At 73.4% G+C, this 14,542-nt stretch carries 11 protein-coding genes; 5 read left to right on the top strand and 6 right to left on the bottom strand.

The features are described from left to right. Positions 1-15: 15 nt before the first annotated feature. Together Dsi01nite_RS09805 and Dsi01nite_RS09800 are read right to left on the bottom strand one after the other, a co-directional pair. On the bottom strand, positions 16-2,397 hold the full coding sequence (locus tag Dsi01nite_RS09805) for an ATP-binding protein (protein ID WP_203845753.1): 2,382 nt from the start codon (positions 2,395-2,397) through the stop codon (positions 16-18). Positions 2,398-2,512: 115 nt separating this feature from the next. Further along, a complete protein-coding gene (locus Dsi01nite_RS09800; protein ID WP_203845752.1) occupies positions 2,513-3,712 on the bottom strand; it encodes a hypothetical protein in 1,200 nt (399 codons plus the stop codon). A 249-nt stretch (positions 3,713-3,961) separates the two neighbouring features. Here Dsi01nite_RS09800 and Dsi01nite_RS09795 point away from each other — a divergent pair, with 249 nt between their 5' ends. Continuing rightward, positions 3,962-4,162 carry a hypothetical protein gene (locus Dsi01nite_RS09795; RefSeq protein WP_203845751.1) on the top strand — a complete coding sequence of 67 codons (201 nt, stop codon included), beginning with the start codon at positions 3,962-3,964 and terminating at the stop codon, positions 4,160-4,162. A gap of 10 nt (positions 4,163-4,172) precedes the next feature. On the opposite strand, the gene Dsi01nite_RS09790 is transcribed toward Dsi01nite_RS09795, so the two are convergent. Further along, positions 4,173-5,042: an SDR family NAD(P)-dependent oxidoreductase gene (locus Dsi01nite_RS09790; RefSeq protein ID WP_203845750.1), complete on the bottom strand. Its 870-nt coding sequence runs from the start codon at positions 5,040-5,042 to the stop codon at positions 4,173-4,175. 47 nt (positions 5,043-5,089) lie between these two features. On the opposite strand from Dsi01nite_RS09790, the gene Dsi01nite_RS09785 reads away from it, so the two are divergent. Beyond that, on the top strand, positions 5,090-5,908 hold the full coding sequence (locus Dsi01nite_RS09785; protein WP_203845749.1) for a MerR family transcriptional regulator: 819 nt from the start codon (positions 5,090-5,092) through the stop codon (positions 5,906-5,908). Between the two features lie 11 nt (positions 5,909-5,919). On the opposite strand, the gene Dsi01nite_RS09780 is transcribed toward Dsi01nite_RS09785, so the two are convergent. Then, positions 5,920-6,642, bottom strand: a complete 723-nt coding sequence (locus tag Dsi01nite_RS09780; protein ID WP_203845748.1) for a GntR family transcriptional regulator — start codon at positions 6,640-6,642, stop codon at positions 5,920-5,922. 16 nt (positions 6,643-6,658) lie between these two features. Between Dsi01nite_RS09780 and Dsi01nite_RS09775 the strand changes: the two genes are divergently transcribed. Continuing rightward, a complete protein-coding gene (locus Dsi01nite_RS09775) occupies positions 6,659-9,415 on the top strand; it encodes an FAD-binding and (Fe-S)-binding domain-containing protein (protein ID WP_239135799.1) in 2,757 nt (918 codons plus the stop codon). A 4-nt stretch (positions 9,416-9,419) separates the two neighbouring features. Here the strand turns inward: Dsi01nite_RS09775 and Dsi01nite_RS09770 are convergent, their stop codons facing one another. Next, positions 9,420-10,019 carry a hypothetical protein gene (locus Dsi01nite_RS09770; RefSeq protein ID WP_203845746.1) on the bottom strand — a complete coding sequence of 200 codons (600 nt, stop codon included), beginning with the start codon at positions 10,017-10,019 and terminating at the stop codon, positions 9,420-9,422. A gap of 43 nt (positions 10,020-10,062) precedes the next feature. On the opposite strand from Dsi01nite_RS09770, the gene Dsi01nite_RS09765 reads away from it, so the two are divergent. Continuing rightward, positions 10,063-10,713 carry a trimeric intracellular cation channel family protein gene (locus Dsi01nite_RS09765; protein ID WP_203845745.1) on the top strand — a complete coding sequence of 217 codons (651 nt, stop codon included), beginning with the start codon at positions 10,063-10,065 and terminating at the stop codon, positions 10,711-10,713. A gap of 5 nt (positions 10,714-10,718) precedes the next feature. After that, a complete protein-coding gene (locus tag Dsi01nite_RS09760; RefSeq protein WP_203845744.1) occupies positions 10,719-11,846 on the top strand; it encodes an effector-associated domain 2-containing protein in 1,128 nt (375 codons plus the stop codon). A 69-nt stretch (positions 11,847-11,915) separates the two neighbouring features. Here the strand turns inward: Dsi01nite_RS09760 and fxsT are convergent, their stop codons facing one another. Continuing rightward, positions 11,916-14,528 (bottom strand): FxSxx-COOH system tetratricopeptide repeat protein, encoded by a 2,613-nt coding sequence (gene fxsT / locus Dsi01nite_RS09755; RefSeq protein ID WP_203845743.1) that lies wholly within the window; start codon positions 14,526-14,528, stop codon positions 11,916-11,918. Positions 14,529-14,542 lie beyond the last annotated feature (14 nt).

Genomic DNA, 14,542 nt, shown 5'->3' with positions numbered 1-14,542 from the left:
CGCCACGGGCGGCATTCACGCCGGTTGCGGGGAGCGTGGTGCGATGGCTGCCAGCCGGGCGTGGACCTGTTCGAGGTCGTCCGGCAGGTGCAGTTCGTCGAGCAGGCCGGCGGCCCGCTGCCAGGCGGCCCGGGCCTCGTCGACGGCGCCGGCGGCGCGGTGTGCGTCGCCGAGATGGTCGAGGATCATCGCCTCGACGTGCCGGTCGCCGAGGTCCCGGCCGCGCCGGAGGGCCTCCCGGTAGGCGGCGATGGCCTCGTCGAACCGGTTCAGGTGGTGCAGGGCGAAACCGATGCTGTCCCAGGTGTAGACGTGATCGGCCGGGGTCTCGAAGTCCTGGAGCAGGTCCAGCGCCGCGCGGCAGGAGGTCAGCGCCCGGGCGTGGTCACCGAGCAGCGCGTGATACCAGCCGACCACGTTCAGCGCGCGAGCCCTCCACCGGCCGTTGTCGACCGTCCCGAACGACTCGAGCCCGCGGCGGGCGTGGTCGAGCGCCTCGGCGTAGCGTTGCTCCCGCTCCAGGACCAGCGCGATGCTGAGGTGGGTCTGACCCTGCCCGATCGGGTCGCCGCATCGGTGGTGCAGCTCCAGCGCGGCGGCCAGGTGCCGGTGGGCCGTGGCGTAGCGGCCGGTGCGGGTGTGCGCCCGGGCGAGGCCGCGCCGCGCGTAAGCCTGGAACGCCAGGTCACCGATGCGTTCGGCGGCGGCCAGCGCGGCCCGCTGGACCTCGACCAGGGCCGTCCAGTGCCCGCGCCAGTCGAGGAAGGTGGTCAGCGTCCAGGCGAGCCGGGTCGCGGTGGCGTCGAGCCCGGCGGCCACCGCGAGCGGCACGGCCGCCAGCAGGACGGGCTGCTCAGTGGTGAACCATTCCAGTGCTGCCCGGCGGTCCGCGACGGGCTCGACCCCGGGCTCGTGCCGGTCGAGGATCAGTTCCTCCCGCTGGGAGCCCAGGAGCGCGTCGGCGTGGTGCGCGGTGTGCAGGTAGTGCTCGATCATCCGGTGCACGGCGGCGGCCCGCTGCTCGGACGGTTCCTCCGCCGTGGCCCGTTCCGTCGCGTACGCGTGCAGCAGGTCGTGCAGGTGGTACCGGCCGCCGGTGTGCTCCGTCAGCAGGTTCGCCAGGACCAGCTCGGCGAGCAACGGCCGCGTCCCATCCACCGGCAGCCCGGCCAGGCCGGCGGCGGTCCACACCGACACGCTGCCGCCGGGGTGCAGGCCGAGCAGCCGGAACAGCCGCGCCGCGGCGGGTCGCAGCGCGCGGTACGACCACCAGAACACCGTCCGGACCGCGCCGTCCGGCTCGTCGATGTCCAGCGCGTCGAGTGGGGTGCGGGCGTCGCGCAGCTCGCCGGCGAGGGACGACAGCATGGCCCGTGGCCGGGTGGCGGCGCGGGCGGCGACCAGCGCGAGGGCGAGTGGCAGCCCGACGCAGCGGGCCACGATGGCATCGACCGCCGCCGGCTCCACCTGGCCCCGGTGCGGTCCGACGCGGCGCAGGAGCAGCTCGGTGGCCTCGTCCGGGCCCAACAGGTCGAGCGTCACGGGATGCGCGCCCGCGGCGGCCACCAGACCGGGAAGCTGGTTGCGGCTGGTCACCACGACCAGGCAGCCCGGCGTGCCGGGCAGCAGCGGGCGGGCCTGGGCGCTGTCGCGGGCGTTGTCGAGGACGATGAGCATCCGCCGGCCGGCAAGGGCGGTGCGCAGCAGCGCCGCCCGTGCCGCCAGGTCCGGCGGGATCCGTTGCGATGGCACGCCGAGCGCGTCGATCAGCTGGCTCAGGGCCTCCCCGGCCGGCATCGCCGCGCCGCTCGGGTCGAAGCCGCGCAGGTCGAGATACAGCTGGCCGTCGGGGTACCGGCCGGCCATCCGGTGCGCCCAGTGCAGCGCGAGGGCGGTCTTGCCGATGCCGGCGGTGCCGGTGATCGCGACCGTGACCGGCCCGGTCGCCGGGGTCCGGGCGACCAGGTCGGTCAGCTCGGCAAGCTCCGGGCACCGGCCGCTGAACTGGTGGACCGCGGGCGGCAGCTGCCGTGGCACCGGGGCGGCCGCCGCCCGGTCCGGCTGCGGGTCCGGCGGGCGGGTGTCGCCCCGGCGCCGCTCGTGGACGCGGTCACGGGCGGTGGCCAGGGCGCCCCGCTCGGCCGGGCCGGCGCCCAGCAGGTCGACGAGGACGTCGAACCGGTCCGTCGGCGGCAGCGTCTTGCCGGTGAAGTACTCGGCCACCGCGGTGTGCGACCAGCCGGTGCGGGCGGCGAGGGTCCGGTAGGACAACTCCCGCTCGCCGCACCGGCGGGCGTGCCGGCGCCGCAGGGCACGCAGCAGGCCGGCCAGCTCCGCCAACGTTTCCACGCCGCGCCCGGCGCTGCTCAGGTCCTGCTCGTCCGCGCCGAAGACCATCCGCCGCCTTTACCGGTCGGGACCATCCACTCACAGCAGGATAGGTCCCGACCTGCCGTGGCAGCATAGGCCGATCGACGGGTGTCGTTCGGTCAGTGGTCCGGTCGGACCGTGGTCACTGCGGGAAGTCGCCGGGGTTGACCGGGTCGGTGTCGGCGTTGCCGCCGACGCTGGCCTTGAGGGTGATCTCCCAGGTGGTGTACTGCCGGCTCGTCGTCTTGAACTCGAAGACGTCCGCGAACTTCTCGAAATCGCAGGAGCGGGTGAACCCGGCAACGCCCGCGTCCCAGTCGACGCCGCTGCTCATGTACACCTGGTAGTTGCCGTCCTTGACCTTCTTGACCTTGAACGTCTTGCCGGCCGAGACGAAGACCGTGAAGGCCGCGACCTTGCCGCCGTTCGGGACGAGGCTCACGGTGACGTCGGTCTGGCTGCCGTTGTTGTTGATCGTGAACTCGCCCGAGCCGTTGAGGGTCCCCTTCTTCACCATGGTGCCGTTCGCGAGGGTGCGGGTCTGCTGGGCGACCGGTGCCGGCAGCCACGCGCCGAACGCGAAGGAGGTCCCGAAGGCCTTGACCGCCTCCCGGAGGAGGTTCGCCGAGGGCAGGCTGGTCACCTGGGAGACCGCCGAGGAGCCGGCGCAGTACTCGCCCGACTTCACGGCCCCGGCCAGCGCGCTGATGTCGCTGCTGAAGGAGTTGAACGCCCGCTTGATCTGCTCGTGGCCGGCGGCCGCCTCCTTCGGCGGGGTGAGGGACGCGAACTTGGGCGCGCTCGTCCTGACCGCGTCGGCCAGCGCCTGCACGGCATCCGTCGTCGCCGTCTGGTTCTTCGCCGCGACGACCAGCTGCCACGCCGGCCCCAGCAGCCCGTCGACCTCGGTCAGGACCGACTGGTACGCGGTGGAGGTCATCGGCTCCGGCGCCTTGCTCGGCGTGGGGCTCGCCGACGCGCTGCTGGTCGCGCCCACGGCGGCCGGCGTCTTGTCGGAGTCACCACCGACGAACGCGGCGACCCCACCGACACCGCACACCAGCAGGAGCACGACGGCGACGACGCCGACGATGAGCTTGTTCCGCGACCTGCCGGGCCTGCCGGATGGGGGCCGATAACCGCTCGGCCAGCTGCCCGGTCCGCCGATGACGGGACCCGTAGGCGGCGTCATCCAGTTGGGTGCACCGGGGGGTTGTGCCCCGAACGGGTCCGGCGGCCCGTACCCGGGAATGCCGGAGGTGGGCGGGCCGGACGCGGGGAAGCCGGAGGTGGGCGGGCCGAACGCGGGGAAGCCGGAGGTGGGTGGCCCGGGCATCGGCATGCCGGACGCTGGTATGCCGGAGGTCGGCATGCCCGGTGCGGGGGTGTTCGGTGGGCCCCACGCAGGAACGTCCGGGTTCGGCCCGGAGGGAGAGGGCGGCGTCGTCACGCGAGCACCGTACAGGTTCAGATGCATGTGCATGAGCCCGTAACTCATCCCTTCGGGTGAGCGTCGGTGCGGCGCCCGGCGGGAACGGGCACCGGGTGGGCAGTGTTTCCGTCCACGCTCCGAGTCGGAACCGGAGGGGCGATGAGCACCCTGGACAGTGAGCCGACGGCACTGCACGATCTCAAACTTGCCGTTCTGGCCGAGCTGGCGATCGCCGGCCAGCCGGAGCGGACCGACGGTGTGCCGCTCGATGAGCTGCTGTTCGACCGGGTGGACGCCGACCGCTACGAACTCTGCCTGCACTGTCTGCTGGATGCGGTCGTCGCACTCGAGCGGAGGTAGGGATCCGGCCTCACATGCTCGGCGGGAAGTCGGCGGCGCGGGAGGCGGCCTCGGACCTGGCGATGTCGGTCATGGCGTCGCGGAGCGTCGACGTCACCGCGTCGTAGGCGTCGCTGCCCAGCACCAGCCGGTGCGGCGGTGGGTCCTCGGCCATCGCGGCGATGACCGCGCGGGCGCCGCGCAGCGGGTCGCCGGGCTGGGTGCCGTCCTGGTCGATCATCGCGGACCGCACGCCGTCGAGCATCCCGTGGTAGGCCGGGATGGACTCGGTGAGCGGCTCGTCGGCGAAGCCGGCGTAGGCGTTGGTGCGGAACGCTCCGGGCTCGATCGCCAGGACGCGGATGCCCAGCGGGGCGACCTCCTCGCGCAGGGCCGCCGTCACCGCCTCGACCGCGTGTTTCGCGGCGCTGTAGTAGCCGAACCCGGGCACGCTGCGCAGGCCGGCGACCGAGGACATGTTGAGGATCCAGCCGCGGCGCCGTTCCCGCATGCCGGGCAGCACCGCACGGGTCACCGCGAGCAGGGCGAAGAAGTTCAGCTCGAACGTGTGGCGCACCGCATCCTCGGCCATGCCTTCGATCGAGCCGTACCATCCGCGCCCGGCGTTGTTGACCAGCACGTCGATCCCGCCGAAGGCATGAGAGGCCGCGGCCACCGCGTCGCGGATCTGCGCCGCGTCGGTGACGTCCAGCGGCAGGAGCAGCACCCGGTCGCCGTGCGGGCGCGCCCACTCCCGCAGCTGCTCGGGGCGCCGCGCGGTCAGCACCACCCGGTCACCCGTTTCGAGGGCGGCGTCGGCGTACGCCTGACCGAAGCCACCCGGCGTCCCACCGGTGATGAACCACGTCGAATTTGGTGTAATTGGGGGAGAAAGGTCCATGCGTCAACCGTGCAGTCTCCCGCCGGGAGAGGGTCAAGACTGGACGCATGCGCCAAGGAATGACCATCGGGGAGTTCGCCACGCTGACCCGTCTGAGCGTGCGGACGCTGCGCCGGTATCACGAGGGCGGCCTGCTGGAGCCGGCCGCGGTCGACCCGTTCACCGGATACCGCTACTACTCCGCCGAGCAGATCCCGTCCGCGCAGGTCATCCACCGGTTGCGGGAGCTCGACGTGCCGCTGGTCGAGGTGCGGGCCATCCTCGCCGCCGACGACCCGCAGCGGCGCGCGGATCTCATCGCCGGGCACCTGCGCCGTTTGGAGGAGGAACTCGAACGGACCCGGGCCGCCGTGGTGTCGCTGCGCCGGCTGCTGCGCCCGGAGCAGGACGACTTCCGGGTCGAGCTGCGCTCCCTGCCCGCCAGATCGGTCGTCGCGGTCCGCGGCGACGTCACACTGCAGGACGCAACGCGGTGGTACGACGCCGCGATGGCCGAGCTGGACGCCGCGTTCGGTCCGGCCGAGCGCACCGGCCCGCCCGGCGGCCGCTACGCCAACGAGCTGTTCACCGCCGGCGCCGGGGCGATGACGGTGTACCGCCCGGTCCGCGAACCCCTCGCCCGGGGGCGCATCGAGATCGTCGAGCTGCCACCGGCCGACGTCGCCGTCGCCGTGCACGCCGGCCGGCACGACGACATCGACGTGACCTACGGCCGGTTGGGAGCGTGGGTGGTGGAGCACGCCCTTGCGGTCGACGGCCCAGTCGACGAGACCTACCTGGTCGGCCCCCGCGACAGTCCCACACCCGCGGACTGGCGCACCGAGATCGGCTGGCCGGTGTTCCGCCTCGCCCCGGAGCCGGCCTGACCGGCTCGGCGTCAGCGCCGGGCGGTCAGGTTCGCCACGAGCAGGGCGCCGGTCGCCTCGAGGTGGGTGCGCATGGCGGCCTCGGCGGCGGCGCCGTCGCGGGCGATCACGGCGGTGACGACCGGTTCGTGCTCGGCGTGGATCTGGGCCAGGGCCCGGCCGCTGGCCGTGGTGGGCGGCCCGAGCAGGGCGGTGGTGGAGCGCAGCTGCGCGACGATCCCGGCGGCCCGGGCGTTGCCGGCGGCGCGCAGCAGCAGGTCGTGCAGGGTGCGGTCGGCGGGCCAGAAGGCGGCCTCGTCGCCGCCGGCGGCCGCGGCGGCCATGGTGTCGAGGGCCGCCCGGATGGCGGCGTGCTGCTCGTCCGTGCCGTGCGCGGCGGCCTTGCGGGCGGCCGGCGGCTCCAGCCAGAGGCGGATCTCGATGATCTCCGCCACGTCATGGGCGCGTGGTGGCAGCACCCGGAAGCCGCGGTTGCGCCGGATCTCGACCAGGCCCGCCTCGGCCAGGCGGAGCATCCCCTCCCGGACCGGGCTGCGGGAGACGCCGAGGAGCTCGGCGAGCTGATACACGGAGTAGGTCCGGTCGGGCACCAGCTCCCCGGCCGCGACGCCGTCGCGGACCGCCTGGGCAACGGCCTCGGCGAGCGAGGGCGCCTCGGCCGGGAGGCGAAGCGCGAGGGCGGGTGCGCGGAGAGCGAACGACGGCGCCTCGGTTGGGAGGTCGGGCGAGGGCATGAGTAACATGTTACCCATGAACGACGTGGTGGGTGCACTGCAGCAGGCCGGGCTCGAGGTCCGGGCCGACGCCGGCACCCTGGGCATGTATGCCTCCGACGCCTCGCTGTACCGGATCCCGCCCCTCGCGGTCGTCCGCCCGCGGCACGTCGACGAGGTGGCCGCGGCGCTCGCCGTCGCCCGTGCGACCGGGGTGCCGCTCACCTCCCGGGGCGCCGGCACATCGGTGGCCGGCAACGCGGTCGGCCGCGGGATCGTGCTGGACTTCTCCCGCCACCTCAACCGCGTCCTGTCCGTCGACCCGGACGCCCGCACCGCCGTGGTCGAGCCCGGCACCGTGCACGCCGTGTTGCAGAAGGCCGTCACCAGGCACGGCGTCCGGTTCGGGCCCGACCCGTCGACGCACCCGCGCTGCACGATCGGCGGGATGATCGGCAACAACGCCTGCGGCTCGCGCTCCCTGGCCTACGGCCGCACGTCGGACAACGTCGCCGGCCTGGAACTGCTGACCGCCGCGGGCGAGCAGATCAGTACCCAAAAGCCACCAGAAATGCTGAAAAACCAGCTGAAAACAGTCATCGAGGGGCACCTCGCCACGGCGCGGACCGAGTTCGACCGGTTCGGCCGGCAGGTCTCCGGCTACGCCGTGCAGCACCTGCTGCCCGAACGCTTCGACCTCACCCAGGCCCTCGTCGGCTCCGAAGGCACCCTCGCGGTCATCACCCAGGCGACCGTGAAGCTCGTCGTCGACGCCCCGGTCCGGGTCGTCGTCGTCCTCGGCTTCCGCGACATCGTCGCCGCCGGCGAGAGCGCCCCGGCCGTCGTCGCCCACGGCCCGACCTCGTGCGAGGGCCTCGATTCGCGGCTGATCGACGTGCTGGTGGCCCGGCGCGGGCCGGCCGCCGTCCCGTCGCTGCCGCGCGGCGGCGCCTGGCTGTTCGTCGAGCTGGCCGGCGACGACCTCGGCGAGGTCGAGTCCCGGGCCCGCCGCCTCGCCGCCGACGGCATCGGCGAGGAGGCCCTCGTCGTCACCGACCCGCTCGTCCAGGCGCAGCTGTGGCGGATCCGCGAGGACGGCGCCGGCCTGGCCGGGCGCGCCCCGTCGGACCGTCCCGCGTGGCCCGGCTGGGAGGACGCCGCCGTGCCGCCGCAGCGGCTGGGCGCCTACCTGGCCCGGTTCGACGAGCTCGTCGCCTCCTACAAGCTGACGTCGGCGCCGTTCGGGCACTTCGGCGACGGCTGCATGCACGTCCGCCTCGACTTCCCGCTCGGCGAGCCCGGCGGCACGAAGGTGCTGCGCGAGTTCCTCACCGACGCCGCCAAGCTGGTCGGCGAGTTCGGCGGCTCGCTGTCGGGGGAGCACGGCGACGGCCGGGCCCGCTCCGAGCTGTTGCCGCACATGTACTCCGCGGACGCGATCGCCCTGTTCGCCGGGATCAAGCACGCCTTCGACCCGGACAACCTGCTCAACCCCGGCGTCCTGGTCGACCCCGACCCGGTCGACGCCGACGTGCGGCCCGCCGGGCGGTTCCCGCTCAAGGCGCTCGCGATGGCCTACCCGCACGACGGCGGCGACCTCGCCCAGGCCGTGCACCGGTGCACCGGCGTCGGCAAGTGCCGGGCCGACAACTCCGCCGCCGGCGGCGTCATGTGCCCGTCCTACCTGGCGACCCGCGAGGAGAAGGACTCCACCCGGGGCCGCGCCCGGGTGCTGCAGGAGGTCGTGCGCGGCGAGCTGACCTGGTCGGACCCGTCGGTGCACGACGCGCTGGACCTGTGCCTGTCGTGCAAGGGCTGCGCGTCGGACTGCCCGACCGGCATCGACATGGCGACGTACAAGTCCGAGGTCCTGCACCAGACGTATCGGAAGAAGCTGCGGCCGCGGTCGCACTACACGCTGGGCAGGCTGCCGTTCTGGGCCCGTCTGGCCGGCTGGACGCCGCGGCTGGCGAACCTCGGCATGCGCCTGCCCGTGATCGGCGGCCTGCTGCTGTGGCTCGCCGGCGTGGACCGGCGCCGCACCGTGCCCGCGTTCGCCCGGCGCCCGTTCCGCCGCACGTTCCAGCCGGCCGCGGGCGGCAAACCCGTGGTCCTCTTCGCCGACTCGTTCTCCGACGCCTTCTCCCCGGAGGCGGCGGAGTCGACGGTACGGGTGCTGCGCGCCGCCGGCTACGAACCCAGACTGCCGTCCGGGACGGTGTGCTGCGGCCTGACCTGGATCACCACCGGCCAGCTGGACGCGGCGAAGAAGATCCTCACCCGGACCGTCGCGGCGCTCGCCCCGGACGCCCGCGCCGGCGTCCCGATCGTCGGCATCGAACCCTCCTGCACCGCGGTGCTGCGCTCCGACATCCACGAGCTGCTGCCCGGCGACGAGGACGCGGCGGTGGTCGCCGGGTCGGTGCGCACCCTTGCCGAGCTGCTCGCACAGACCCCGGACTGGACCCCGCCGGACCTGTCCGGCGTCGAGATCGTCGCCCAGCCGCACTGCCACCACCACGCGGTCCTGGGCTGGAAGGCCGACGCGGACCTGCTCAAGGCCACCGGCGCGCAGGTGAGGCGGCTGGCCGGCTGCTGCGGCCTCGCGGGCAACTTCGGCGTCGAGATCGGCCATTACGAGGTGTCCGTCGCGGTCGCGGAGCAGCAGCTGCTGCCGGCCCTCGACGCCGCCCCGGACGCGGTCGTGCTCGCCGACGGGTTCTCGTGCCGCACCCAGGTCGCCGACCTTCGGGACCGGCCGGCCGTCCACCTCGCGCAGCTGCTGGATCGCTGAACCTTCAGTTGGTCCAGCCGGGCACGCCCGGGACCTGCCGCTCCGCGATCTGGGTGAGCGTGCCCTCGTCGGCGGGGTTGAGCTTGGTGCGCAGGATGGTCAGCTCGACCATCCCGCCCGTGTCGGCGCGGTTCCAGGCGATCAGCAGGGTCGCCTCCTGCCACGGGGAGTTGACGATCATCGACTTGCCGGCGGTCCAGAGCGCCGGCCGGCCGAGCACCGTGCGCGGCTGTGCCTCCGGAAACAGCTTCTGGTAGGCCGCGATCGTGGTGCGGTCGTGCCCGACGGCCAGCCTGAGCACGCTGGTCGGCAGCGACACCGAGCACTGGTGCCAGTCGGTGTCGCGCAGGTACGAGGTGCCGGTGCCCTTGGACTTGCCCGCCGGCTCGACGAGCCCGTACACGTCGGGCCGGTCGATCAGCGGGCACAGCTCGGCCTGGGCCTTGCGCTGCTCCGGGTCGGTCGACTCCGGATACGGCGCCGCGTTCGCGCCGGAGCCGAGCTCGGGGTTCGCGTCCCAGCGGCCGGTGACCACGCCGCCGACGTACACGGCGACCGCCGCGGTGATGAGCACCGGAAGGATCCAGCCGAGGACGCGTCGCATGGCCGCCGAGCGTACGGCAACCCGACGGCGGGACACTGTGGGGATGTCGGCGAGCACGGTCATCACCATCCTCGAACTGGCCGGGCTGTACGTGTTCGCCACCTCCGGCGCCCTGATGGCCGTCTACAAGGGTTTCGACGTCGTCGGCATCGTCGTGCTGGCGCTGCTCACCGCCCTCGGCGGCGGCATCCTGCGGGACCTGATCATCGGGGCGACCCCACCGGCGGCGTTCACCGAGCTGAGCTACCTGGTGGTGCCGCTGCTCGCCGCCGTCGTGACGTTCTTCGCCCATGGTCTCGTGCACCGGCTGACGTTCACCGTGCTGGTGTTCGACGCCGCCGGACTGGGGCTGTTCTGCGTCACCGGCACCCTCAAGGCCTTCGACTTCGGCCTCGGGCCGCTGCAGGCGGTGCTGCTCGGCATCACCACCGCGGTCGGCGGCGGGGTCCTGCGCGACATCACCGCCCGGGAGACCCCGGCGCTCGTGCAGGTGGAGACGGACCTGTATGCGATCCCGGCCGCCGCCGGCGCCGTCATCGTCGCCGTGGCGCACGAGGCGGGCCTGCCCGTGCCCGCGGTCGCGGTGGGCGCGGCGGCGCTGGTCTTCGCGTTCCGCCTCACCGCGATGCTCCGGCACTGGACCGCGCCCCGCGCCCGCCACCACGACGCGTCCGGTGGCCGCGACGTATCGTGAGCCCCGTGACGGATGCGGGCGCGGACCTGGCCACCGCCACCGTGGTCGTCGTCGGCGTGGGGGAGCACCAGGCGGGCGCCGGCTGGTCGCTGGCCGGGCCGGTGCCCGACGCGCTGCGGTTCGCGCAGTACTTCCTCGACCGGGGCGTGCCGGCGCAGCGGGTGCAGGTGCTGTCCACGCCGCTGCCGCCGCACGGCGCGCTGCCGGACGGCGTGCGCTGCCGGCCCGCCGACCGGGGCACGGTCCGGCAGGTGTTCCTGCGGGAGCTGCCCGCCAGCGACGCCACGGACCTGTATGTCGTCTGGGGCGGCCACGGGTTTCTCGACACCGCCCGGCGCCGGCGGCTGTACCTCGCCGACACGATCGAGTCCGACGCCGTGGACGTCGACCTCGACTCGCTGCTGGCGACCTACACCTCGGACGTCGTCACCGCGTTGCGGCGGCAGCTGTGGCTCGTCGACGTGTGCCAGCTGCACGACGACGGCGGCCGCCTGCGGGTGCGCGGGCACGAGACGTTTCCGGCTGGGGAGCCCGTCGCAGGGCTCACCCAGCAGGTGCTCTTCGCCGCGGGGCACGGGCAGGGCGCCGCCGACCTACGGGTGCAGCGGACCGGGTTGTTCAGCCGCGAGGTGCTGCGGCTGCTGCACCGTGACGGCGGCGCGGCGCTGCTCGCCGATCCGCCCGCGCTGTTCGAGGCGCTCCGCGAGCGGTTCAGCACCCGGCGAGGAGCCGGGCTGACCCGGCAGACCCCGACCTATCTGTGGTATCGCAACGAGCTCGGCGACGAGGGCCAGCTGCTGCACAGCGCGTCCCGGCACCCGGCGGCACCGGTCACGGAGGTGCCGGTGCCGCCGCCGTCCTCGGCGCTCGTGCCGGTGGTCGAGGCGCTGCTCGCGCTCGCCGAGTTCCGCGAACCCGCGACCCGTGAGGAGATTCTGCAGCTGCTGCGCGGGTCGCTGTACGGGTCGATCCGGCGGCACCCGGCGGCGCGCCCGGACGCCATCAGCATCGTGCGGACCTGCCTGCGATTCCCGGGCGGCCTGACCGAACTCGTCGAGGCCGTCCAGTTCTTCGTGCCCGAAGGTCCCGCGGTCGACCTCCTCATCGCCGCGTCGGCGAAACTGCAGGCCTAGGGGATCGCCGCTGATGTCCGTGACGCGGGCCGGGCGGAGTGGCGACCCGCCCGGCCGTGACGACGGGTGTTACAGCGGCAGCGGGTCGATGTCGCAGTTGGCGCGCACGCCGGCGGTCGCGGCGGCGGTGGCGGGATGGTCGACGCCGAGCGTGGTGCGGAACCGTTCGATGATCTCCTCGAACAGCGTGCCCGACTCGGCCGGCCGGCCCAGCTCACGCAGGTCCATCGCGAGATTGGCGCCGCAGGACAGGGTTGTCGGGTGGGCGGAGCCGAGCTGTTCGTCGCACTGGGCGAAGCTCAACGCGTCCAGGTCGTGCGCGGCCTGGAGCTCGCCGAGCTCGAAGTGGTCGCTCGCCAGGTTGATCCTGGCGCGGATGACGAGCACGTGCGAATCGTTGAGGTTGCCCGTCAGGCGGGCCAGCGCGTCCTGGTCGATCGCCTTGGCCCGGTCGCTCTCGCCGAGCAGCCGCAGGGTGACCGCCAGGTCGACCTCGGCCGCGGCGGTGTGCGGGTGGTCGTTGCCATACAGGGCCCGCATCCCTTCGACGGCCTGCTCGCCGGCCTCGCGCGCGGCCCGCAGGTTGCCGGTCACCCGCAGGTCGATGGAGACGGTGAGGGCGGCGAGGACGGTGTCCGGGTACTCCGGGCCGTAGCGGGACCGGAAACGGCGCAGGACGTCGCTGGACGCGTCGAGCGCGGCGTGGTGCTCGCCCGCCTTGCGGCGGAGGCCGGCCAGTACGAGCCGCTGCCGGAGCAGGTCGGGGTGGTCCTCGTACTGGAACACCCGCCGGGCGGTGGCCACGACGGACTCCTGGCTGCGGTGGGCGGCGGCATAGTCGCCGAGCTCACGGCGGTCCAGGTTGATGCCGCCCTCGGTGCTGAGCGTGTCGGCGTGTTCGGCGCCGAGGACCTGCACGAAGCACCTGTGGGTGCGCTCGTCGAGCCGCAGCGCCGGGCCGAAGAGCCCCGACAGCCGCATGCTGACGGCGAGGTTGTGCGCGGCCCTCAGGGTGAACGGGTCGTCGGCGCCGTAGGCGCGGTCGGAGCGGCGGTAGACGTCCTCGCACCGGCTCAGCGCACCGGCGAAGTCGCCGGCCACGCGGTGGTCGGCGGCGATGGCGCCGATGACGTTGAGGGTTTCCTCGGCGTTCTCGCCGAAGGTCTGCTGATACAGCGGCAGGATCCTGGCGTTGAGCTCCGCGGCGGTGTCGTAGTCGCCGACCACGAAGTGCATGAAACTCAGCCAGGCCGCCAGCCGCAGAGTGTCGGGGTCCGCCTCGTCGCCCAGCTCGGTCCACGCGGTGTGCGCGCCGAGTGCGAGGGCGCGGGCGCCGATGTGGTCACCCCAGCGCCACAGGTACTTGGTCTCGTTGAGGATGAGCGCCCGGACGCCGTCGTCCATGTTGTGCTCGGCCCCGGAAGCCCGGATGTGCGGGAACAGCTCGGCGTACAGCCACCAGTGTTCGGCGTCGTCCGGCCGGTTCGGGTCGTTGCCGGCCAGGAGCAGGTGAGCGGCGTGCCGCATCCGTTCGTGGTCGTCGGGCGGCAGCTGGGCGACGAGCATCCGCTGCACCAGCCGGTGCAGCTGGAACGCGTTGGTGCGGTAGTCGATGCGGGCCAGCGACAGCCGGACGATGGTGCGGATGGCCTGGTTGAGCCGGTTCGGGGAGCGCATCAGCGCATCGAGCTCCGGGTCGATCCGCAGGGACCGCGGCTTGGCCAGCAGCGCCTTGCTGATCGGCTCCGGGGCGAAGAACGCGCAGACCTGGAGCAGCCGCAGCGCGGTGGGATCCTGTTCGCGCAGGCCGTTGAGCGACAGCTTCCAGGCCGCGGCGAGGGTCGGGTAGTCCTGCTGCGAGCCGGCGACCTCGTCGATGTCGGCGAGGGCGCCGCGGAGCCGCGCGAGGTACTCGTCGGCGCCGATCCTCGTCTCCGCACAGAACGCGGCGGCCACCTCGATGGCCAGCGGGAGGTCGCCGAGCGCCGCGGCGAGGCGGTCGGCGTCCTCGGAGAGCTCGGTGCCGCGCCGGCGCAGCAGCTCGATGCTCTCCTGCCGGTCGAACACGTCGACGGGCAGGCTGTTGGCCTTCTCCCGCCACTGGCTGTTGCGTGACGTGACGACGATCCGGCCGGTGCCGCCCTTCGGGAAGAAGGGCTCAACGTCCTCAGGGTCCTCCGCGTTGTCGAAGACCAGCAGCCAGTTCGCCGTCGGCTGGCCGCGGCGCAGCGCCTCCAGCACGGCCGGCACCGCGGTGTTCGCGGTCATCGGCACCCGCAGGTCGAGCCGCTGGGCCAGGCTGACCAGCGCGGACTGGATCTGGGACGGCCACTCGGCCGGGATGTACCAGATCAGGTCGAAGTCCTCTTGGTGGCGGTAGACGTATTCGACCGCCAGCTGCGACTTGCCGACGCCGCCGGCGCCGTGGATCGCCTCGGGCAGGACCGCAGTGGTCCCGGTGCGCAACCGCTCGTGCAGCCGGTCCAGAAGGTCGCGCCGCCCGGTGAAGTTCGGGTTGCGCAACGGCAGGTTGCCGATGATGGGTGCAGTCCGGGCGTGGCGTGGCGCGTCTTCGGTGACGACGGACATCGCATTCCCTTCCGCGTCGTAGGAGTCATAGGGCAGGGGCTGCCTGGCGTCGGGCACGTTCAGCGGGACCGACAGTGGGAGTATTTCAGACATTCCGGATTCCCTGC

The sequence above is a fragment of the Dactylosporangium siamense genome, from assembly GCF_016862795.1.
Lineage (GTDB): Bacteria > Actinomycetota > Actinomycetes > Mycobacteriales > Micromonosporaceae > Dactylosporangium > Dactylosporangium siamense.
The sequence above is the reverse complement of the archived record's forward strand: the minus strand, read 5'-3'. Positions and strand labels throughout refer to the sequence as shown.